This window comes from Stutzerimonas urumqiensis, from assembly GCF_003640395.1.
Classification (GTDB): Bacteria; Pseudomonadota; Gammaproteobacteria; order Pseudomonadales; family Pseudomonadaceae; genus Stutzerimonas; species Stutzerimonas urumqiensis.
In genome coordinates this window covers 111,733-133,845 of the sequence record NZ_RBZQ01000010.1, presented here as the reverse complement: position 1 = coordinate 133,845, position 22,113 = coordinate 111,733, and the positions used below count along the sequence as shown (strand labels likewise).

At 66.5% G+C, this 22,113-nt stretch carries 14 protein-coding genes; 7 read left to right on the top strand and 7 right to left on the bottom strand.

Annotated elements, in window-relative coordinates:
- Window positions 1-23: 23 nt before the first annotated feature.
- Entirely contained in the window at window positions 24-1,274 is a 1,251-nt protein-coding gene (locus D7325_RS17795; protein ID WP_120997792.1) for an OprD family porin, read from the bottom strand.
- Window positions 1,275-1,670: 396 nt separating this feature from the next.
- Entirely contained in the window at window positions 1,671-2,876 is a 1,206-nt protein-coding gene (gene zigA, locus D7325_RS17790) for a zinc metallochaperone GTPase ZigA (protein WP_120997791.1), read from the bottom strand.
- Between the two features lie 229 nt (window positions 2,877-3,105).
- On the opposite strand from zigA, the gene D7325_RS17785 reads away from it, so the two are divergent.
- Window positions 3,106-5,151, top strand: a complete 2,046-nt coding sequence (locus D7325_RS17785; protein WP_120997790.1) for a TonB-dependent receptor — start codon at window positions 3,106-3,108, stop codon at window positions 5,149-5,151.
- Between the two features lie 8 nt (window positions 5,152-5,159).
- On the opposite strand, the gene D7325_RS17780 is transcribed toward D7325_RS17785, so the two are convergent.
- The 3 genes from D7325_RS17780 to D7325_RS17770 all read right to left on the bottom strand — a co-directional run bounded on the left by D7325_RS17780 (window position 5,160) and on the right by D7325_RS17770 (window position 11,918).
- Window positions 5,160-7,430 carry an ATP-dependent DNA helicase gene (locus D7325_RS17780; protein WP_120997789.1) on the bottom strand — a complete coding sequence of 757 codons (2,271 nt, stop codon included), beginning with the start codon at window positions 7,428-7,430 and terminating at the stop codon, window positions 5,160-5,162.
- Entirely contained in the window at window positions 7,427-9,067 is a 1,641-nt protein-coding gene (locus tag D7325_RS17775) for a VRR-NUC domain-containing protein (protein ID WP_120997788.1), read from the bottom strand. Before D7325_RS17775 ends, D7325_RS17780 begins: the two co-directional genes overlap by 4 nt.
- A 103-nt stretch (window positions 9,068-9,170) precedes the next feature.
- A complete protein-coding gene (locus tag D7325_RS17770; protein ID WP_177431811.1) occupies window positions 9,171-11,918 on the bottom strand; it encodes a response regulator in 2,748 nt (915 codons plus the stop codon).
- Window positions 11,919-12,116: 198 nt separating this feature from the next.
- Here D7325_RS17770 and cysM point away from each other — a divergent pair, with 198 nt between their 5' ends.
- The 6 genes from cysM to D7325_RS17740 all read left to right on the top strand — a co-directional run bounded on the left by cysM (window position 12,117) and on the right by D7325_RS17740 (window position 19,936).
- Entirely contained in the window at window positions 12,117-13,019 is a 903-nt protein-coding gene (cysM, locus tag D7325_RS17765) for a cysteine synthase CysM (RefSeq protein WP_120997787.1), read from the top strand.
- A 53-nt stretch (window positions 13,020-13,072) separates the two neighbouring features.
- Window positions 13,073-14,428 carry a 23S rRNA (uracil(1939)-C(5))-methyltransferase RlmD gene (rlmD, locus tag D7325_RS17760; RefSeq protein WP_120997786.1) on the top strand — a complete coding sequence of 452 codons (1,356 nt, stop codon included), beginning with the start codon at window positions 13,073-13,075 and terminating at the stop codon, window positions 14,426-14,428.
- Between the two features lie 93 nt (window positions 14,429-14,521).
- The gene (gene relA / locus D7325_RS17755; RefSeq protein WP_120997785.1) at window positions 14,522-16,765 is read left to right on the top strand and encodes a GTP diphosphokinase; all 2,244 of its coding nucleotides are present in this window, start codon (window positions 14,522-14,524) and stop codon (window positions 16,763-16,765) included.
- An 83-nt stretch (window positions 16,766-16,848) separates the two neighbouring features.
- Window positions 16,849-17,679 carry a nucleoside triphosphate pyrophosphohydrolase gene (gene mazG, locus D7325_RS17750; protein WP_120997784.1) on the top strand — a complete coding sequence of 277 codons (831 nt, stop codon included), beginning with the start codon at window positions 16,849-16,851 and terminating at the stop codon, window positions 17,677-17,679.
- A gap of 118 nt (window positions 17,680-17,797) precedes the next feature.
- On the top strand, window positions 17,798-18,337 hold the full coding sequence (locus tag D7325_RS17745; RefSeq protein WP_120997783.1) for a DUF2058 domain-containing protein: 540 nt from the start codon (window positions 17,798-17,800) through the stop codon (window positions 18,335-18,337).
- Window positions 18,338-18,511: 174 nt separating this feature from the next.
- The gene (locus tag D7325_RS17740; RefSeq protein WP_120997782.1) at window positions 18,512-19,936 is read left to right on the top strand and encodes an MltF family protein; all 1,425 of its coding nucleotides are present in this window, start codon (window positions 18,512-18,514) and stop codon (window positions 19,934-19,936) included.
- 2 nt (window positions 19,937-19,938) lie between these two features.
- On the opposite strand, the gene D7325_RS17735 is transcribed toward D7325_RS17740, so the two are convergent.
- Window positions 19,939-20,961 carry a lipase secretion chaperone gene (locus D7325_RS17735; RefSeq protein WP_120997781.1) on the bottom strand — a complete coding sequence of 341 codons (1,023 nt, stop codon included), beginning with the start codon at window positions 20,959-20,961 and terminating at the stop codon, window positions 19,939-19,941.
- A gap of 42 nt (window positions 20,962-21,003) precedes the next feature.
- On the bottom strand, window positions 21,004-21,933 hold the full coding sequence (locus D7325_RS17730) for a triacylglycerol lipase (protein WP_120997780.1): 930 nt from the start codon (window positions 21,931-21,933) through the stop codon (window positions 21,004-21,006).
- Window positions 21,934-22,113 lie beyond the last annotated feature (180 nt).

Below are 22,113 nucleotides of genomic sequence, written 5' to 3'. Positions count from 1 at the left end.
TCAGGAGCGGAGCAAGTTGCGGTTTACAGAATCGAGATCGGGTAGTTGATGATGATGCGATTCTCGTCCAGGTCGCGGGCGTTGACCTCGGAGCGGAAGCTGGAGTTGCGCCACTTCACGTTGAGGTTCTTCGCCGGGCCGCTCTGGACGGTGTAGGCCAGCTCGGTTTCGCGGCCCCACTCTTCGCCATCGTCGATTGCACCCACCTCGATGTTGTCGCCGCTGATGTAGCGGTTCATCAGCGTCAGGCCCGGTACGCCCATCGCGGCGAAGTTGTAGTCATGGCGCAGCTGCCAGGACCGCTCGCCGGGGTTGTCGTAGCTGTTGTTGAAGCTGTCGTTGGCCAGCGAGCCGCCGCTGGTGCCGTTGACGCGCATCCAGCCGGTGTCGCCACTGACTTTCTGCAGGCCGACGTAGAGGGTGTTGCCGCCGAACTTGAGGCCGAACAGACCGGAGTAGGTCTTGTTGTCCAGCTCGCCGGCCAGCGCGCTGCCCTCGTCTTCGCCCTGGAAGTAGCCGAGGTTGGCGGTCAGGGCCAGGTCTTCGCCGAGCGGCTGCACATGCAGGAACTGGGCGTATTGCTGCTCGTAGACGTCCTTCAGTTCAGCGGTCCACAGGCCAACGGTGGTCTGCTTGTCGTTGAAGGCGTACTCGCCGCCGAGGAAGTTGAAGCGATCGGACTCGCCGCCGGCGTAGCTCATGTCCTCCATGCTCGCATCGTCGCGCGGGCTGTTCTGACGGAACTGGCCGCCGTACAGGGTCAGGCCGCTGATTTCGCGCGAGGTGACCATGCCGCCCTGGAAGGTCTGCGGCAGCGAGCGGCCGTCGTCGGCGCGCAGGATCGGCAGGACGGGCATCATCTCGCCGACTTTCAGTTCGGTCTCGGAGAACTTGGCCTTGGCGGCTACGGCGACGCGGCCGAAATCGTCACGCGGGCCTTCGGCGGTACGCGGCAGCAGGCCGGTGCCGTCGGTGCCGTTGCCGCCGTCGAGCTTGATCGCCAGCATGCCGATGGCATCGACGCCGAAGCCGACCGGGCCGGGCGTGTAGCCGGACTGGACGTTGAGAATGAAGCTCTGGGTCCATTCCTCGGCGCGATTCTGCGGGTTGGCGTCATCGAGCAGGTCGCGGTTGATGTAGAAGTTGCGCAGGTTGAGGCCAACCTTCGCACCATCGACGAAGCCTTCTTGTGCCAGTGCGGTAGCCGGCAGTCCCAGCGAGAGCCCGAGGCTGCCCAGCATGATGGCATTGGCGAGTGGCTTGCGTAGGGTCATTGTTGTTCTACTCCCTTTCGGATCGGCCGCTAGAGACGTCTGCCCTATAACGGCGTCGAGGCAGGTTGTGTTCACCGGCTGCTTGCCAGGTTCCGGTCGGCAACAGCTGATGGGTTTTTGTTATCGGTCGTCATACGACATTGGCGATTATGGGCAACGTCTTCGCTTTGTCAACGCATGCCGATCCCTACCTTCGGCTAAAGAACGCGCGGAGGCAGCTGATTTCGCTAGCTGCCGCAGGCGCCGTGGCTAGTGGTCCAGCTATTGACCAATCGGATAGCGGTTGTTTTCGGTGGCCCACCCTGATGGCAGAAACAGCGATATCTGCTTTTAATCCCAAAATGTGGTCGGACGAATGATGACCTCTGTCGTCGATGCGACAGCCCGGCCTTGCGATCAGCTGGCTTCTTCCGTCCAGGGGGCGAACGGGTCGGGCAGTGCGAGCCAGCCCTCTGCGCCGCGGTGGTACTCGCTGTCCGTCAGCAGACAGGCATCGAGCTCCAAGACCAGCCGATCGAAGTCGACGTTCTGGCCGATGAATACCAGCTCCTGTCGGCAATCGCCGGTCTCGTCGTGCCATTGGGCAAGAATGACCCGCCGGCTTTCTTCGTCCTGCGGCCAGTGCTCTCGCGGTACATGGCGCCACCAGAGACCCGCATAACCATGACGCATCAGTCCGCCAGCCTGCGACCAGCTCCCGACCTGATGCGGGCGGCTGGCCAGCCAGAAGTACCCTTTGGAACGTAGCAGCCGCCCATTACGCCAATCGCGGTTGAGGAAGTCGTGAAAACGTTGTGGGTGAAAAGGCCGCCGTGCCCGGTAGGCGGTAGAGGCGATGCCGTACTCGAGGGTCTCGGGCTGGTGTTCTCCTCGTAGTTCTTTCAACCAGCCCGGTGCCTGCGCGGCCCGCTGGAAATCGAATAGCCCGGTGTCGAGCAACAGATCGAGCGGAACAGCACCCATGTGCATGGCATGAATACGGGCATGCGTATTGAGCCGGCGCAGAATGGCCTCCAGCTCGTTGCGCTCGGCCTGGCTGATGAGATCGATCTTGCTGATCAGCAGCACATCGGCGAATTCGACCTGCTCGATCAGAAGGTCGGTGACCGAGCGCTCGTCGTCCGCCTCGATCGGCTCGGCACGGCTGGCCAGATCCGGCGCTTCGTGAAAGTCGCGCAGGAAGTTCACCCCATCGACTACCGTCACCAGCGTATCGAGTCGCGCCAGGTCCGACAGGCTGTGGCCCAGTTCGTCCCGGAAGGTGAATGTCTCGGCGACCGGCAGCGGCTCGGAAATGCCTGTCGACTCGATGAGCAGGTAGTCGAAGCGGCCCTCCCGCGCGAGTCGGCTGACCGCTTCGAGCAGGTCCTCACGCAGCGTGCAGCAGATGCAGCCGTTGCTCATTTCGATGAGTCGCTCCTCGCCTCGGTTGAGCGTCACGTCGCGCTGCACCTCGCGGGCATCAATGTTGATTTCGCTCATGTCGTTGACGATCACGGCGATTCGGCGGTTTTCCCGGTTGCGCAGCAAGTGGTTGAGCAGGGTGCTCTTGCCGGCGCCGAGAAAGCCGGACAGGACGGTCACGGGCAATCGGTCACTCATGATGGTTCCTCTGGAGATGGCGGCGCTCTTTGCAGTGCCTGGCCTTGCGAACGGTCGTGCGGACATGGCGCTTGCCAGGTTGCGGTTAATTGTCGTTATAACATAACATTTGACCTTCATCGCAACCGTCCGTGGCTTCGGCTGCGCACGTCTACACGGGGCGCTCGAGCGCGCGCCTCTGATCGTCCGCTCGCCGGCATTCGGCTGGCACTGGTGTGGAGACACCCTCATGCAATGCAAACCCCACCCTCTAACGTTCGCCGTTTCGTTGGCGCTGTCGCCGCTGGCCTGGGCCCAGGCACCTGTCGATCCCGTCGAGCTGGAGGAAACCGTCATCAGCGCCAGTGCGCTGGATAACCCGCGACACCGTATGAACACGCCAGCGGAGGTGCTTGAAGGCGATGAGCTGGTACTGCGACGCGAGGCGACCCTTGGCGAGACGCTGGACAGCCTGCCTGGTGTGCGCTCGGCGGGCTTCGGCGCGGGCGTAGGGCAGCCGGTCATCCGCGGGCAGTCCGGCGCGCGGGTCAAGGTCCTGAGCGATGGCGTCGATGTGCTGGATGCCTCGACCATCAGCCCGGATCACGCCATTACCCTCGAGCCCTTGCTGGCCGAGCGCATCGAGGTGCTCAAGGGGCCGGCGACCTTGCTCTACGGCGGCGGCGCGATCGGCGGCGTGGTGAACGTGGTCGACCGCAAGGTGCCGACCTACGTACCGGTCGATGGCTACGACGGTGAACTGGAATTGCGCGGCAATACCGTTGCCGACGAGACGGCCGGGGTGTTCGGCATCACCGCCGGCGCCGGTCAGTTCGCCGTGCGTGCCGAGGGCGTGAAGCGCAACGCGGACGCCTATGAAATCCCCGGTTCGCCGGACGAGCAGGCTGGCTCCTACAACGACACCGACAGCTACAACCTCGGCGCCAGTTTCATCGGCGAGCGTGGCTACCTGGGGCTGGCGTTTGGCGAGCAGAACAATCGCTACGGCCTGCTGGCCCATGAGCACGCCGATTGCCACACGCACGGTCCGGCCGATTGGCATTGCGCCGGCCATGACGAGCATGAGCATGAAGAAGACGAGCATGGCGACGAACACGAGCACGACGAGCACGCCGGCGTGCCCTACATCGACATGCAGCGCAAACGCTGGGACCTGCGCGGCGAGCTGAGCGACCCCTTGCCTGGGTTCGAACGGGCCAGGCTGCGGGTTGGCCACAGCGACTACCAGCATGAGGAAATCGAAGGCGACGAGGTCGGCACCCGCTTCGACAGCCAGGCGACCGACGCCCGACTCGAACTGACCCACGCACCGCTGTTCGGCTGGCGCGGGGTTGTCGGCGGGCAAACGCTGCGCCGCGACTTCGAGGCGCTGGGCGAAGAGGCTTATGTGCCGCCGACGCTGACCCGCAATCATGGCCTGTTCCTGCTCGAGCAATACACCGCCGGCGACTGGCGCCATGAGTTCGGCCTGCGCCACGAATGGCAGGACATCGACGCCAGCGGCGCGCCGGACAGCCGCCACCGTGGCAACTCGATCGCGCTCGGCACCGTCTGGACTTTCGCGCCGTCGTACTCGCTGGGTCTGTCGCTGACCCGTTCGCAGCGCCTGCCGACCGCCGAAGAGCTCTACGCCAACGGCCCGCACGCGGCGACCCGCACCGTCGAGCTGGGCGACCCGGACCTCGACGAGGAAACCGCTCACAACGCCGAGCTCACCGTGCGCAAGTTCGCCGGCCGTACCACATTCACCTTCAGCCTGTTCCGCAACTGGGTCGACGACTACATCCACGCGGCCGATACCGGGCATGACGTGGGTGGCGGCTATCGCGAAATCCAGTACCGCCAGGCCGACGCGGTGCTGACCGGCGCCGAAGCCGAGGTGCGATACCAGGCCACCGAGGCGACGGCCGTGACCCTGTTCGGCGATCACGTACGCGGCGAGCTGCGTGATGGTGGTGACTTGCCGCGCATTCCCGCCGACCGGCTCGGCGTGCGTATGGACCAGCGCCTGACGGCCAGCCTGGATGGCCAGCTCGAGTACTACCGTGTCGATCGCCAGGACGACGTCGCCGCCTATGAAACCGAAACCGCCGGCTACGACATGCTCTCGGCCGGCCTTGCGTATCACGGCCAATGGGGGCGCACCGACTACCAGCTCTACCTCAAGGGCAACAACCTGCTCGATGAGAAGGCCCGCCAGCACACGTCCTTCATCAAGGACGAAGTGCTGTTGCCGGGACGCAACCTCACCCTCGGTGCGCGCCTGACCTTCTGACGGCGCGGCTAGCCCGGCTCGGTGTGCATATCGATCCGCCACCAGCCGGGCAGCAACCGACGGACCCGCGGCTGCGCGAAGCGATCGTCGATCAGGTGCACCACGCCCCGGTCATCCGGCGTGCGGATCACCCGCCCGGCGGCCTGCACGACCTTCTGCAATCCGGGATAGAGATAGGCGTAGTCGTAGCCGGCGCCGAACAGCGACTCCAGCCGATCGCGCAATTGCTCGTTCACCGGATTGACCTGCGGCAGCCCCAGCGTCGCGACGAAGGCGCCGATCAACCGGTCGCCCGGCAGGTCGATGCCCTCGGCGAAGGCGCCGCCCAGCACCGCGAACCCGATGCCTTGCCCGGCGGCCTGGAAGCGCGCGAGAAAGGCCTCGCGCGCGGCTTCGTCCATCGAGCGGGTCTGTGTCCAGTGCGGCAGGTGCGGATGGCGCTCGGCCAGCCGCATCTGGACCTGCAGCAAGTAGTCGAAGCTGCTGAAGAAGGCCAAATAGTTGCCCGGCCGGCGCTGGTATTGCCCGGCGATCAGGTCGACGATCGGTTCGATCGAACGCTCGCGGTCGGCGTAGCGGGTCGATACATGACGCGCCACGCGGACGTCGAGCTGCTCGGCCTGGAACGGCGAACGCACCTCCAGCCAATGGCCGCGGTCCAGCCCCAGCGTGTCGGCATAAAAACCCCGTGGGCTGAGCGTGGCGGAAAACAGCACAGCCGACCGCGCGACGGCGAAGCGCGGCGCCAGGAAGGGACCTGGCACCACGTTGCGCAGGCACAGCCGCGAGGTGGGCCGGCGCCCGGTGCGCGCGGGTTGCAGCGTGCAGTCGATCAGCGAATGGGTATCGAAGGTCTCGGCGATGCGGCAGAACTGCATCGCATCGAAATAGGCGGTACGCCAGTCGGAATCGAGCCCTTCCGGCTGTTCGGCGAGGTGATCGTTGATCGCCCCGACCAGCTGCTGCAAGGCGCCGATCAGCCGATTCGGCAAGTCGGGCAGTACGCGGTAGGCGACGGCCTGCTCGCGATGCACCTCGGCCCAGGCCCGCAGCAGCCGCTCCAGCGGCTTTTTCAAGACCGCCGGCGCTTCCTGCTTCAGCGCCTGGAAGCGGCGCTGATCGAGCGCTGCGCTGTACATGCCGCGGCCGCGCTCGAGCAGGTTGTGCGCCTCGTCCACCAGCAGACAGACACGCCAGCCATTGGCCTGGGTGAGCCCGTGGAGCAGGGCGGTCGTATCGAAGTAATAGCTGTAGTCGCCCACCACCACATCGGCCCAGCGCGCCAGCTCCTGCGTGAGAAAGTACGGGCACACCGCGTGTGCGAGCGCCAGTTCCCGCACGCTGGCGCGATCCAGCCGTTGGCGAGCGACCGCCGCGGCGCGCGCGGCCGGCAGGCGATCGTAGAAGCCGGCGGCCAGCGGACAGGAGTCGCCGTGGCACGCCTTGTCCGGGTGCTCGCAGCTTTTTTCGCGGGCGATCAGCTCGAGCGTGCGCAGCGGCGTGGCGCCGGCGTTACGCAGGCGCTCCAGCGCCTCGAGCGCCAGGCCCCGGCCGGGCGTCTTCGCGGCGAGGAAGAACACTTTGTCCAGTTGCTGGCCCGGCATCGCCTTGAGCTGCGGGAACAGGGTCGCCAGCGTCTTGCCGATGCCGGTCGGCGCCTGCGCGAGCAGTTGCGTGCCGGTACAGGCGGCCTTGTAGACGGCTTCGGCCAGCTCGCGCTGACCCATGCGGAAGTCGGCGAAGGGAAAGGCCAACGTGCGCAGGGCCGCATCGCGGTGGCCGACATGCGTCAGCTCCTGCTCGGCCCAGGCGAGAAAACGCTCGCAGTGCGCCTGGAAGAATCGCTGCAGCTCGTCCGCCCGCTGCGTTTCGAGCAGCACGGTTTCCTTCTGGCTGACGATGTCGAAATACACCAGCGCCAGCTCGATCTGCGAAAGCCCGCGGGTCTTGCACAGCAGCCAGCCATAGATGCGTGCCTGCGCCCAGTGCAGCGACCGATGATTGGCCGGCTGGCGGGCGAGATCGCCCCGGTAGGTCTTGATTTCTTCGAGCCGGTTGGCCGCGGCGTCGTAGCCATCGGCGCGCCCGCGTACGCGCAGCACGCCGTACTCGCCTTCGAGCGTCACTTCGCGCTCATACGCCGGCCCGCGGCGCGCGGTGACCGTGGCGTGGCCGGCGATACCTTCCTGGGCCGTCGGCGAGGGGACGAAGCGCAGGTCGAGGTCGCCGCACTTGGCGGTGAACTCGCACAGCTCGCGCACGGCGATGCGATAGCTCACGCCGCGTCGCTTTCCCAACGCACATGGCAGACCGCGACCGGAATGCCGTGTTGCGCCGCGTAGGCCAGCCAGCGCTTCTGGTTGTCTTGCAGACGATCGCCGGGGCCCTTGACCTCGATCAGCCGGTAGCGCCCTTCGGCCGGGAAGAACTGGATCAGGTCCGGCAAGCCGGAGCGGTTGGTCGGCACGTCGGCCAGGATGCGGCGGAAAAACGCCTTGAGGTGGGCCGCCGGCAGGCAGGCCAGCGCCCGCTCGAGCAATGCCTCGTCGAGCAGGCCCCAGCTCACGAACGCTGACTGGATGCCGAACTTGGCGGCGTAGGTGCGGCGAATGCAGTCCTGGTAGGCGCCGGTGTCGAGCAGATCGAGGCAGGGATCGAGCCAGGCGGACCGGCGCGCAGCGAAATCCGGGCTGGCGAGGTCGGCGGGCGCGGCGTGAAACGGATGGAAGAAGGCGCCCGGCAACGGCGCGAAGATCGCCTCCCAGCAGAGCAGCCCGAGCAGCGAGTTGATCAGCGCGTTTTCGACGTAATGAACGGGTGCCCCGGGGCGATCGAGCTGTGCGCGAACCGCATGTTCCACTGAAACCCCTGTATAGGGCAGCACCAAGTCCATGCGGATGTCGTCCGCGCGGGCCTGGCGCGCCGCGGCCCGGCCGCCCAGCGTGCGCTGCAGGCGCGGCATCATCCGGCTCAGTTGTTGCGCCTCGGTCTCGCTCTCCGGGGCCTGAGCCGCCTGCCGGGCGAGCGTCAGGGCGGCCTCGGGTTGCTCGAGCCGTTCCAGCACGCGCACTGCCCGGCTGCGTGCGCCAGGGTAGGCGTTGCCCGCATGAACGCGCAGTGCCTCGGGCAGGGCGCCTTCTCGCTCGAGTTGCTGGCCCAGACGCAGCAGCAGCTTGCCGCGCCGTGTCTCGAGCCAGGGGTTGTCGAACGCATTGTCAGGAATATCGGCCAACACCGACGCGGTGGCCTCGCCGGCTTCGAAACGCTCGCGGCACCGCTGCAGATGCAGGTAGTCATCGAGCTCCCGCCGGCTGTCGAAGGCGCGGGAGGCGGGCGAGAACGGCACCTGCTCATAGCGGAAGATGCCGAGGTCGGCCAGCACGAACTCGGTCCAGTCCTGCCGCAGGTTGCCGAAGAACATCAACCGCAGCCGCTCGCACAGCTCGCCGATCCGCACCCGCAGCACGCGCTCGTCGAGCGCCTGGCACCACTGCTCGAAGGCACGCGGCTCGTTGTGCGCGTCGCTCAGCCGGGCATACAGCTCGGCCTTGCGCAGATGTTGCAAGGCGAGGGCGCCGAGGCTCTGCGCCAGTTCATGCTTGCGCAGCAGGCCGAACAGCTCCTCCAGCGTCAGCAATGGCGCGGGGTCGACCCAGCCTTGCTCGATCAGCGGCTCGCTGGCCCGCAGCGGGCAGCCGATTTCGGCGTAGCGCAGCTTGCCGGTACGAAACAGCTCGCCCTTGCGCATGACCATGCGCACCAGCAGCGCGCGGGATGGCTCGGGCAGGGTAGCGAAGCGATCGAGGAAGGCCTGTTCGGATTCGACCAGCAGGTCGCCGTGATGCTCGGCCACCCAGCCGAGCACGCGCTGGAAGTTGTCCAGGTAATAGAAGGGGTTTTCCAGGGCTTGGCGCATCGAACGTCCGGTTCGTCAGGTCGGCAGGCGCCGATTTAGAACTGGCTATTTATCCAGCAATGACGGTTGCCGGCAACCGCCATTGATCGGTGCGGCGGACCTCTCAGGCGGTCGTGCGGGCATGCTCGCGCAGCCGCTCGATCGCCGCCTCGAGGTCGTCCAGGGCGCCGGCGGCATCCGGCGAACTCTGCTTGAGCAGGGTTTCGCTACGCTGGCAGGCCGCGCGCAGTTGCGGCACGCCGCAGTAGCGAGTCGCGCCGTGCAGGCGATGGACGCGTTCGAGCAGCGCCGAGACGTCCCCCGTGGCGCGCGCGTCGCGGATAATGCGCAGGTCGTCGCCGAGCGAGCCGAGCAGCATGCTCAGCATGTCCGCCGCGAGATCGGCCTTGCCGGCGGCCAGACGCAGGCCCTCTTCGGCATCCAGCACGCTAAGGACAGGCTCGGGCGAGGGAGGTGCCGGGCGGTAGGGCGCCTGACCGCGCAATGCCAGGCCCGTCCACTTGAGCACGACTTGCGACAGCTGGCGGTCGCTGATCGGTTTGGTGAGGTAGTCGTCGAGGCCGCTTTGCAGCAGGGCGCGCTTCTCGTTGGCCAGTGCATGGGCGGTCAGGGCCACGACCGGCGTGGGCGGCGTGCCGGTTTCGCTTTCCCAGCGGCGGATCGCGACCGTGGTTTCCCGGCCATCCATGATCGGCATCTGGATGTCCATGAAGATCAGGTCGAAGCTCGCCTGCTGCACGGCCTCGATCGCCGCATGGCCGTTATCCACGGCGGTCACCTCGGCACCGAGGTCGCCCAGCAGCGTCTTGACCAGCAGCAGGTTCGCCGGGTTGTCGTCGACGCACAGCACGCGCGGCGCACGGGTGCTTGGCGGCGGCAGGCTCTCCTGGAGCGGGCGCTGCGGCATCACCAGGTCGGTCAGTGCACGCTCCAGCTTGCGGGTGCAGGCCGGTTTGGACTGGATATGCGCATGCGCATCGGGGAAGGCCTCGTGATAGGCCGGCAGCTCGGTGGTCGGGCACAGCATCAGGGACTTGCTGCCGAGTTGCTCGAAGGCCCGGATTCGCTCGCCGAGCTGAGGGGGCGCGATGTCCTCGCAGGTGATGCCGAGGACCGCGACGGTAAACGGCTTGCCGTTCTGGCGAGCCTGCTCGACCTCGGCGTGCAGGTGGTCGAGCTGGTCGAACGTGACGACCTCCAGGCCGCAGTCCTCGAGCTGGTGCAGCAACGCCTGGCGCGCCAGCGGGTGGGCTTCGAACAGCGCCGCGCGATGGCCGGCCAGCGCCAGTCGCGGCATGTCCTCGATGTCTTCCCGTGCTTTGGGCAGGTTGAGGCTGATCCAGAAATCGGAGCCTTCGTCGGGAATGCTGTCGACGCCGATCTCGCCGCCCATCTGCTCGATCAGCCGTTTGGAAATCACCAGCCCCAGCCCGGTACCGCCGGGTTGGCGAGACAGGGAGTTGTCCGCCTGGCTGAAGGCCTGGAACAGCGCGCGAAGGTCCATGTCGGTGAGGCCGATGCCGGTGTCCTGCACGCTGATGCGTAGCTGCGCGCGGTCGGGGTGATCGTCCTCGACCATCGCGCGGACCACGATCGAACCTTCGTGCGTGAACTTGATGGCGTTGCTGATCAGGTTGGTCAGCACCTGCTTCAGGCGCAGTGGATCGCCGACCAGCGACAGCGGGGTATCGCGGTAGATCAGGCTCACCAGCTCGAGCGACTTGTCATGCGCCGCCGGCGCCAGGATGGTGAGCGTGTCTTCGATCAGGTCGCGCAGGTTGAAGGGGATGTGGTCGAGCACCAGTTTGCCGGCCTCGATCTTCGAGAAGTCGAGAATCTCGTTGATGATCGACAGCAGGCTGTCGGCGGATTTCTCGATGGTCGACAGGTAATCCTGCTGACGCGGCGTCAGGTCGCTCTTCTGGAGCAGGTGGGTGAAGCCGAGGATGCCGTTGAGCGGCGTGCGGATCTCATGGCTCATGTTGGCCAGGAACTCCGACTTGATGCGGCTGGCCTCCAGCGCCTCCTTGCGGGCGAGGTCCAGCTCGATGTTCTGGATCTCGATGGTTTCCAGGTTCTGGCGGACGTCTTCGGTGGCCTGGTCGATGCTTTGCTGCAACTCCTCGCGGGCGCTGAGCAGGGCTTCGGCCATGCGATTGATGCCGGCGCCGAGTTCGTCCATCTCGTGGCTGCCGAGCGGCGGCAGGCGGGTTTCCAGATGGCCGTCCTTGAGCTGGGCGACCGCCAGCTTGATGCGCTGGAGCGGCCGGCTGATCGCGCCGCTCATGCGCAGCGCGAGGATGGCCGTGACGATCAGGCTCGCGCCGATCAACAGGAGGCTGGCCAGCAGATTGCGGTAGCCGCGTACCAGCGTGGCCTGGTGCGACAGCTCCAGCTCCAGCCAGCCGAGCAGGCGGATATCGTTGGTGCGGCTGTCCTCGGCGAGGTTCAGGTGCCTGCCCAGGACCGGCATGAGGATGCGCGTGCTCTGCTCGCCGTTGACCAGCGTCAGGCCTTCCGGATCGCTCGGTGGCGGCGGGGTGAGCATGGTCGGGCCGGCGTGGGCGAGGCGGTTGCGGCGCGGGTCCAGCACGGTGACCGCACGCACGTCGGGCTGATCGAGCACCTGTACCAGGATGCGTTGCAGGCGATTGTCATAACCCTGGGCGATTGCCGGGGCGGTCAGGGGGGCGAGTTGCTCGGCGACCACGCGGCCGTGCTCGTTCAATTGCAGGCGCATGTCCTGCAGCCGCATCCAGGTGAAATAGCCGCCCAGCACGATCGCCAGCACGATGCACGGCAGCAGCGTGAGCGCGAGCACACGGCCTTTGATTCCCAGGTCTCTGAGCACGATGGGGTTCCTTCGCTGGAGAGCGCGCTAGTGTAGCGACTCGGCTGGCGGGAATCTGCCCGTGCGCGGCGGCGCGGCTTCGAATGCCTTCGTGCGTGACCGCCAGGTCGGTCGGGGCTGCCGTCCGGCGCGATGGCTGCGGCCTCGCATCGAATGCCGCTATCATGTGCGCCTTTTTTCTGCCGTGGAACGCCCGCCATGACCACCGCATACCCCACCATCGCCGACTGCGTCGGCCACACGCCGCTGGTTCGCCTGCAACGACTTCCCGGCCAGACGAGCAACACCCTGCTGTTGAAACTGGAAGGCAACAACCCGGCGGGCTCGGTGAAGGACCGCCCGGCCCTGTCGATGATCGCCCGCGCCGAAGCGCGCGGGGACATCGCACCCGGCGACACGCTGATCGAAGCGACCTCCGGCAACACCGGCATCGCCCTGGCGATGGCGGCGGCGATCAAGGGCTACCGCATGGTGCTGATCATGCCGGACAACTCCAGCGCCGAACGCAAGGCGGCGATGACCGCCTACGGCGCCGAGCTGATCCTGGTGAGCCAGGAAGAGGGCATGGAAGGTGCGCGCGATCTGGCCGTGAAGATGCAGGCCGAAGGGCGCGGCAAGGTGCTGGACCAGTTCGGCAACGGCGACAACCCCGAGGCGCACTACGCCAGCACCGGCCCGGAAATCTGGCAGCAGACCCACGGCACCATTACCCATTTCGTCAGCTCGATGGGCACCACCGGCACCATCATGGGCGTCTCGCGCTACCTCAAGGAGCGCAATCCCGGTATCCAGATCGTCGGCCTGCAACCGATGGAGGGCGCGGCGATCCCCGGTATCCGGCGCTGGCCTGAGGCGTACCTGCCGAAGATCTACCAGCGCGATCGCGTCGATCGCATCGTCGACATGTCGCAGGCCGAGGCGGAGGAGGTGATGCGTCGGCTGGCGCGCGAGGAAGGCATCTTCTGCGGCGTGTCGTCGGGCGGCGCGGTGGCGGCGGCGCTACGGCTGTCTCGCGAGGTGGAGAACGCGGTGATCGTCGCGATCATTTGCGACCGCGGCGACCGTTACCTCTCCACCGGTGTGTACGACGAACCGAAGTGACGTGACCGGCGGCCCGTCCGCCATTCCCAAGCGGTATCAGCAGGTTATTCCAGATGGCCAGACGCAGCCCGAGCCTGCGCTTCCAGCCCGCCGGCGGCGGGCGCAAACCCGGCGTGCCGACGGGCAAGAAACAGACCCTGACGATCGAGCGCCTCGCCCACGACGGGCGGGGCATCGCCTTTCACGACGGCCGCACCTGGTTCGTCGAGGGCGTGCTGCCGGGCGAGCAGGCCGAGGTTCGCGTGCTGGGCGCGCGTAGCCAGGTGGTCGATGCCCGCCTGGAACGACTCATCGAGGCGAGCCCGGCGCGTCAGCCAGAGCGATGCCGACACGCCCGCGATTGCGGCGGCTGCACGCTCCAGCATGCGACGCATGCCGATCAGCTAGCCCTCAAACAGCGCACGCTGGCCGACCAGCTCCAGCGCTTCGCCGAACTGGTGCCCGAGCGTTGGGCAGAACCCCTGACCGGGCCGGCGTTCGGCTACCGCCGCCGCGCGCGCCTGGCGGTTCGCTGGGATGACGCCGCGGGCCGGCTGGAGGTGGGCTTTCGTGCCGCGGCCAGCCAGCGCATCGTCGCGCTTACCGAATGCCCCGTTCTGGTACAGCCCTTGCAATCCCTGGCGTTGGCGTTACCCGACGCCTTGAGGGCATTGGCCAACCCCCGCGCGATCGGCCATGTGGAGTTGTTCAGTGGAACGGCGCAGGCCCTTCTGATCAGGCACGTCACGCCGCTGCCGCCGGAAGACATCCAGCGCCTGCGGGCCTTTTGCGACGCCCATCAGGCGCAGCTCTGGCTACAGGGCGCTGGCGCACCGGAGCCCGCCGGGCCGGCGCAGCCACTCGGCTATCGGCTGGAGCGCTGGGACCTGACGCTCGCGTGGCGGCCGGGCGATTTCGTCCAGGTCAACGCGGTGGTGAACGAGGCGATGATCGATCAGGCGCTCGATTGGCTTGCGCCGCAGCCGGGCGAGCGGGTGCTCGATCTGTTTTGCGGACTCGGCAATTTTGCGCTGCCGCTGGCGCGTCAGGGTGCCGAGGTCATCGGTGTCGAGGGTGTGCGGGACATGGTGGAGCGGGCAGCAGGCAACGCCGAGCGTAACGGGCTGGACCATGCGCACTTTTACCAGGCCGACCTGTCGAAGCCGCTGGCCGATGCGCCCTGGGCGCGCGGCGGTTTCGACGCCGTGCTGCTCGATCCGCCGCGTGACGGGGCGTTCGAGCTGGTGCAGCAGATGAGCCGGCTCGGTGCGCGTCGCGTGGTCTATGTTTCCTGCAATCCGGCGACGCTGGCGCGCGATGCCGCCGCGCTTGGACGACAGGGGTTCAGGCTGCGGCAGGCTGGCGTGCTCGACATGTTTCCGCAGACGGCGCATGTCGAGGCGATGGCCTATTTCGAACGAATGGCGTGAGCGCGCCGATGACGTGACAGGCGCTTGCCTGGACGACCGACCGGCACGCAGAGGCCGGCGTTACGCACTCGCTGCGAAGAAGGGAAGGTAAAGATGGTTCAGGTTAGAGCAGTCCAGCCAGTCAACACCGACGGCAGCATCAATCTGGAGGGGTGGCTCGATCATGTGCTGGGCATGGACCCGGCGCTCGATCGTGACGCCCTGCGCGATGCCTGCGAGTTCGCCCGCGATGCCGAGCAGCAGGCCAACGCGGCCAAGAACCTGTGGGGCGAGGGCACCAGCAGCTACCGAACCGGCCTCGAGATCGCGGAGATTCTCGCCGACCTCAAGCTCGATCAGGATTCGCTGGTCGCCGCCGTGCTCTATCGGGGCGTGCGCGAGGACAAGATCGCCCTGGCCGAGGTGCACCAGCGCTTCGGCCCGGTGGTCGCCAAGCTGATCGAAGGCGTGCTGCGCATGGCGGCCATCAGCGACAGCCTCAACCCGCGCGACTCGCTGGTGCTCGGCTCGCAGGCGCAGGTCGAGAACCTGCGCAAGATGCTGGTGGCGATGGTCGACGACGTTCGGGTCGCGCTGCTCAAGCTCGCCGAGCGCACCTGCGCCATCCGCGCCGTGAAGAATGCCGGGGACGAGAAGCGCCACCGGGTCGCCCGCGAAGTGTTCGACATCTATGCGCCGCTGGCGCACCGCCTCGGCATCGGCCACATCAAGTGGGAACTCGAGGACCTGTCGTTCCGCTACCTCGAGCCGATGCAATACAAGCAGATCGCGCAGCTGCTGCACGAGCGGCGGCTCGACCGCGAGCAGTACATCGCCAACGTCGTCCAGCAGCTGAAGGACGAGCTGGCGGCGACCGGCGTCCAGGCCGATATCGACGGTCGCGCCAAACACATCTATTCCATCTGGCGGAAGATGCAGCGCAAGGGTCTGCAGTTCAGCCAGATCTACGATGTCCGCGCCGTGCGCGTACTGGTGCCCGAAATGCGCGATTGCTACACCGCGCTCGGTATCGTCCATACGCTCTGGCGGCACATTCCCAAGGAGTTCGACGACTACATCGCCAACCCGAAGGAAAACGGCTACCGCTCGCTGCACACCGCGGTCATCGGGCCCGAGGGCAAGGTGCTGGAGGTGCAGATCCGCACCCACGCCATGCACGAGGAAGCCGAGCTGGGTGTCTGCGCGCACTGGCGCTACAAGGGCACCGACGTCAAGGCGACGTCCAGCCACTACGAAGAGAAGATCTCCTGGCTGAGACAGGTCCTGGAGTGGCACGAAGAGCTCGGGGATATCGGCGGGCTGGCCGATCAGTTGCGCGTCGACATCGAGCCGGACCGTGTCTACGTCTTCACCCCTGACGGCCATGCCATCGACCTGCCCAAGGGATCGACGCCGCTGGACTTCGCCTACCGCGTCCACACCGAGATCGGCCACAACTGCCGTGGCGCTAAGATCAACGGCCGCATCGTGCCGCTGACCTACAGCCTGCAGACGGGCGAGCAGGTCGAGATCATCACCAGCAAGCAGGGCTCGCCGAGCCGCGACTGGCTGAACCCGAACCTCGGCTACATCACCACCTCGCGCGCGCGCGCGAAGATCGTCCACTGGTTCAAATTGCAGGCGCGCGATCAGAACGTCGCGGCTGGCAAGGCGCTGCTGGAGCGGGAGCTGGGCCGGCTCGATCTGCCGCCAGTCGATTACGACCGCCTCGCCGAGAAGGCCAACCACAAGCTCGCCGAGGACATGTTCGCCGCGCTCGGAGCCGGCGACCTGCGGCTTGCGCACCTGGTGCACCTCGCTCAGCAGCTGGTCGAACCCGAACGCGATCACGACCAGCTTGAACTGATTCCGCGCAAATCCAGCCCCAGCCGGCCTGGCAAGCGCGGCGACATCCAGATCCAGGGCGTCGGCAACCTGCTGACTACGATGGCCGGCTGCTGCCAGCCGCTGCCGGGCGATCCGATCGTCGGCTATATCACCCAAGGGCGCGGCGTCAGCATTCACCGGCAGGATTGCGCCTCGGTGCTGCAACTGACGTCGCGCGAGCCGGAGCGGATCATCCAGGTCAACTGGGGCCCGATCCCCGAGAAGACCTACCCGGTCGATATCGTCATCAAGGCCTACGACCGTTCCGGGCTGCTGCGCGACGTCTCGCAGGTGCTGGTCAACGAGCGGATCAACGTGCTCTCGGTCAACACCCGGTCGAACAAGGAAGACAGCACGGCAAAAATGTCGCTGACCATCGAGATCCCTGGGTTGGACGCGCTCGGACGCCTGCTCAGCCGCATTTCGCAGCTGCCGAACATCATCGAGGCGCGGCGGCACAGAGCCAGTTGACGCAGCGGCGGGCTGGAAGCTGGAGCGCTTCGGTGTCAGGCTCTCCAGCTTCCAGCTTCCAGCTTCCAGCCTCAGGACCCGCCATGTACCAACTTCCCGATCTTCTGCACCTGATGGCCCGGCTGCGCGATCCGCAGTTCGGTTGCCCGTGGGATCTGCAGCAGGATTACGCGAGCATCGTCCCGCATACGCTGGAAGAGGCGTACGAAGTGGCGGATGCCATCGAGCAAGGCGATTTCGATCATCTGCCGGGCGAGCTGGGCGATCTGTTGTTCCAGGTCGTCTATTACAGCCAGCTGGGCAAGGAGGACGGCCGCTTCGAGTTCGCCACGGTGGTCGATGCCATCACCCGCAAGCTCGTTCGGCGCCATCCCCATGTGTTTCCCGATGGCGATCTCTACGGCGCGGTCGATCTGCCGCGTCTGACCGAGGCCCAGATCAAGCAGCGCTGGGAGGCGATCAAGGCCGAGGAGCGAGCCGAGAAAGCCGCCGCACCCGAACAGCTGTCGCTACTGGACGACGTGCCTGCGGCGCTGCCGGCGCTCAGCCGGGCGACCAAGCTGCAAAAGCGGGCGGCCACCGTCGGCTTCGATTGGCCCGATGCCCTGCCGGTGGTCGACAAGGTGCGTGAGGAACTCGACGAAGTGCTCGAGGCGATGAGCGAGGCCGACGCGCCGGCCATCGCCGAGGAGGTCGGCGATCTGCTGTTCGTGGTCGTCAACCTGGCGCGCCACCTTAAGGTCGATCCCGAGCATGCGCTGCGCCAGGCGAACCGCAAGTTCGAGCGACGCTTCCGGTTCATCGAGCAGGCCCTGCGCGACAGCGGGCGCGGCATTGCCGACAGCGACCTCGACACCCTCGAAGCCCTCTGGGTCGAGGCGAAAAAATCCGAACGACCGCTTTCTTGCGATTGACGGCCCTTGGCGACTCCGTGGGGTGGATGTCGCTTTTCACATCCACCACAATCACGCACGGGTCGATGAAGCGATCGCCCTGGGTCCCACCTCACATCACGACGAGACGAGCCGAACCATGAGTCTTTCCCTCCGTGACCAGCTCCTCAAGGCTGGGTTGGTCAACGAGAAGCAGGCCAAGCAGGCCACCAAGCAGAAGCAGAAACAGCAGCGTCTGGAGAACAAGGGCCAGGCCGAGAAGGACGACTCCCAGCGTCAGGCCGCACTCGCCGCCCAGGCCGAGAAGCTGGAGCGTGACCGTGAGCTCAATCGCCAGCAGCAGGAAAAGGCCGAACAGAAGGCGCGGACCGCGCAGATCAAGCAGCTCATCGAAAGCAGCCGGCTGCCCAAGCTGACGACCGAGGACTACTACAACTTCGTCGACGACAAGAAGGTCAAGCGCCTGTCGGTCAACGCGATGATGCGCGACAAGCTCTCGCGCGGCTCGCTGGGCATCGTTCGTCACGCCGGTGGCTATGAGGTCATCCCGCGCGAGGCGGCGGTGAAGATCCAGGAGCGCGATCCGCGTCGGGTCGTGTTGCTGAACACCCAGACCGAAGAACCGGATGCCGACGATCCGTACGCAGCCTACAAGGTGCCGGACGATCTGATGTGGTGATACGGCGTTGCCCGACTGGCGGTCGCCTGCTCTTGTCCTTATGAATCAAGCGGTTGCAAGCTGTTTGTGAAGTGAAGGACGAGGCGGCGGTTGGCGGCGGGCACGCCGTGTGAGACCCTCCGCGGCTTGCGGTGCGGCAGCCGCGATTTCAACGGGGCTTTTCGAAATGCAAACATGGTCTGCGCACGGCGACTGACGCTGCTGCTTTTCTGCCTGCTGGTGTCCCTTACCGGCGAGGCGGCGGCACGCATGGCGGTCGGCCCGGTGGAGGCCTTCCAGCAAGCGCGGGAGGTTCGCGACCTGGCCGATATCCGGCGCGTCGGCGAGCTCCGCGTGCTGATCAACCAGAGCCGCAACAGCTCCGGCGAAGTGAAGGATCAGGCCATTGGCGTCGAGTACGCGCGCCTGCGTGCCTTCGAGCAATACCTCAACCGCGACCCTGGCAAGCCACAGATCCGGCTCCGCCTGATTCCCAAGCCCAAGGACCAGTTGCTCGGTGCGCTACGGCGCGGCGAGGGCGACCTCGTTGCGCCCGGCGAGCGCATGCCCCGTGGCGGCAAGCAGGATGTGGTCGGCGGACGGCCGGTGGTCGATGACGTGCGCCTGCTGCTGGTCGGTCGCAAGGGCGGGCCAGCCTACCGTTCGCTCGATCAGCTGTCGGGCCGCAGCATTGCGTTGTCGGCCGGCAGCGCTGCGGGGCCGGTGCTGAGCCGTATCAACCGGGACCTGCTGGCGCGCAACAAGGCGCCGGTGGTGATCGAATGGGTGGACCCCACGCTTGCGGTAGAAGATGTGCTCGAGATGGTGCAGGCCGGCATTTTCCCGGCCACGGTCGTCGAGGAAACCATCGCCAGACGCTGGGCCAAGGTGATGCCGAAGCTGCGGATCGATCCCCGGATCGCCTTCGGTGAGCCCGATGACATGAACTGGTACACCGCGCGCAAAGCGCCGATGCTGCGCGCCGGCATCGACCGCTTCCTGAAGGATTACCGCGCACCGGCCAACCGCGACGACGCGTTCGTGCGGGTTTACAGGCGGCTGTACAAGGTCCAGGCGCCGCTCGATCGAACCGGCCGGCAGCGGCTGGACAAGGTCAGCGCGACCTTGCAGCGGCATGCCAGCGCGCATGACCTGGACTGGCTGAACCTCGCGGCGCTGGCCTTCAAGGAGTCGACGCTCAATCCCTCCGCCCGCGGTGCCTCGGGCGCCGTCGGTCTGATGCAGGTGACGCCGGCGACCGCGCGCAGCATGGGTGTCAGCAACGTAACGAAGCTGGAGAACAACGTCGAAGCCAGTGCCCGGTATCTCGCCAGCATCCGCCGGAAGTTCTTTTCCAGTCCGAAATTGAACGAGCGCGAGCGCATGGCATTCGTCCTGGCGGCCTACAACATGGGACCGCAACGGGTACAGACCCTGCGGGCCGAGGCACGGCGACGCGGCTTGAACCCGGACCAGTGGTTCTTCCAGGTCGAGCGGGTCGCGATGGAGCAGGTCGGCATGGGCGTGGTGAGCTACGTCAACAGCGTGAACAAGTACTACCAGGCCTACGCGCGTGAGCGGGTCCTGCTCGAAGCCGGCCGCCGCAGCGCGTCCAACTGAGTTCAGCCCTCGTCATCCCGCTGCGCCAGCTGAACGCTGCCCGCCAGCCGTAGCCGCTCCTGCGGACTGAAGCGTTCGGCCATCATTCGCTCGATCGCGACCTGCCGCTCGCTCGCGGCCAGTCCCGAAGTGCGCTCGAGCCGGGCCTTGTCGGCCAGGAAGCGCGAGACGCGTCCCTGCCATCCCTGCCGTTGCGCATCCAGCGCTTCCAGCCGGGCCGTTGCCTGGGCTCCAACCAGTTGCTGACGCATCGCCCTGAGCGCCTGCGGCGTGGCGCCTTCGGCACGCAGACGGGCGGTGCGACTGCGCAATTCCTGTTGCAACTGCGGAACGAGGCTGGACTGAACGTCATCCGGCACACCGGCGCGCAGGCGGTCGATCGCCTCGCCCTTGGCCTGCGCGGACAGCGTCGTATCGTGCACGATCGCGAGCCGCTGAAGCGCATAGCCATCGCGCGCTTCCTCGAAGCCGAAGAACGCCTCATGCGCCGCCACGCTGAAGATCGAGGCGCGCAGCGCACGCACCTGCCCGTGACGCTGGCGCAGGGCGGCGAGATCGGCGACACGCGGCTGCGCGCGATCCACGTCCAGGAGGGCGCGCTTGTACGTGAGGTAGTCGTCCAGCAACGCCAGCGCCTGCGCGCGTGCCGGCGCTTCGAGCTGGCCAGTGATGTAACGGCGCAGGCGGTCGACGCTGGCCTGCAACGATTCTTCGCCAAGGGCGCTGAGGAAGTAATCGAACAGCTGCCGAACCTCGAGGCAGACGATGAGCTGGCCGTTGGCGTCGACAGGCAGGGCGCCGTCGAGCGTCGTTCCGCGGAAGGACGGCGGCAGCCCGGCGACCTTGGCCGGTGCCTGCACGGTGCGCTCGGGCGCGGCAGGGCGGGGCCGGGTGGCCTCTGTGCGCTCGGTTCGCGCCGTTGGTGGTGGCGTCGTCTCGGCAAGCGTCGGGTCGGTCGGTTGGAACAGCCAGATGCCGACGATGAAGGCGAAGACGAACGCGCAAAGCAGCAGGAGTTTTTTCACATGACCTCCGAAGCCAGGGCGTTGCCGCCCTGGCGGGCTCGCTTACAGACCTGCGTTCTTCAGGCGGTTGGCGTGCTGGCGGTAGACGGTCACCGGATCGGTCTCGAACAGGCTGGTCAGGCCGAAGGTCTGGTTGACCTCGTCCAGATGATTCATGCGGTAGTTGTCGCGGATCACCATACCCAGGTGCGAGCTGCAGCGGCCGACCAATCCATCGTTGGCCTCGTCGAATGCCAGCGCGCCGGCGCCGGTGAGGGCGTCGCTGATATCCAGGGGGTTGGTCATCGGGCTCGTGCCGCTCCATGAGTAGTACCGCACGCCATTGACCTTGTAGGCGCCCTCGCCACAGGCGCTGGTCGGGAGACCTTGCGGGAAGCGCGCATTGAACCGCGCGGCGCCTTCGCTGTTGAGCGATTCCAGCGAGCCCAGCGAATTCTGGGGCGTGCTGCTACGGCTGCCGGAGAGGAAGTTGATGAGCGAACCCATCGCATTGACCAGCCCGGCGACGATCGCTTCCTCGGCCGAGCCCTCGGGAATGCGGCGGATCAGGTCGGCCACATCGGAACCCTTGTGTGGCGCACCGACGCTGGTCACCGAAGCCACGAGATCCGGCCGCACGGCGGCGACGTAGCGGACGGTCGGGCCGCCGTGGCTGTGGCCGATGAGGTTGACCTTGGGTTTGCCGGAGATCGCGACGATTTCCTCGACCTGCGCGAGCAATTCCTCGCCGCGTACTTCGGAGGTGTTGAGCTGGCTGACTTCGGTGACGTAGACCTGCGCGCCGCCCCGGCGCAGGGCTTGCGGAATGCCATACCAGTAGTCGATGCCGAGCATGCTGTCGAAACCGAGCATGCCGTGGCCGAGCACGATCGGATAGCGGGTCTCGGTGTAGCCGGTGGCGGCCTGCGCCGTACCGGTGGCGAGGGCAAGGCTGCACAGGGACAGAGCGAGCAGTTTCTTGTTCTTCTTCATGGACGCTTCCTTCAGTCGAGGACGGTTAGGGAGGCAATCCCTTGCCGACTCCTCGCGCCATCGCCGGCGCGTACAGCTTCGAGCTGCCTGTCAGAAAGCGTGCCAATAGGCGATGCCGGTCGTTGGGGCGCTCTGGAACGACTCATCGAGCCGCCGGGACGAACCGGGCCAACACCCTGC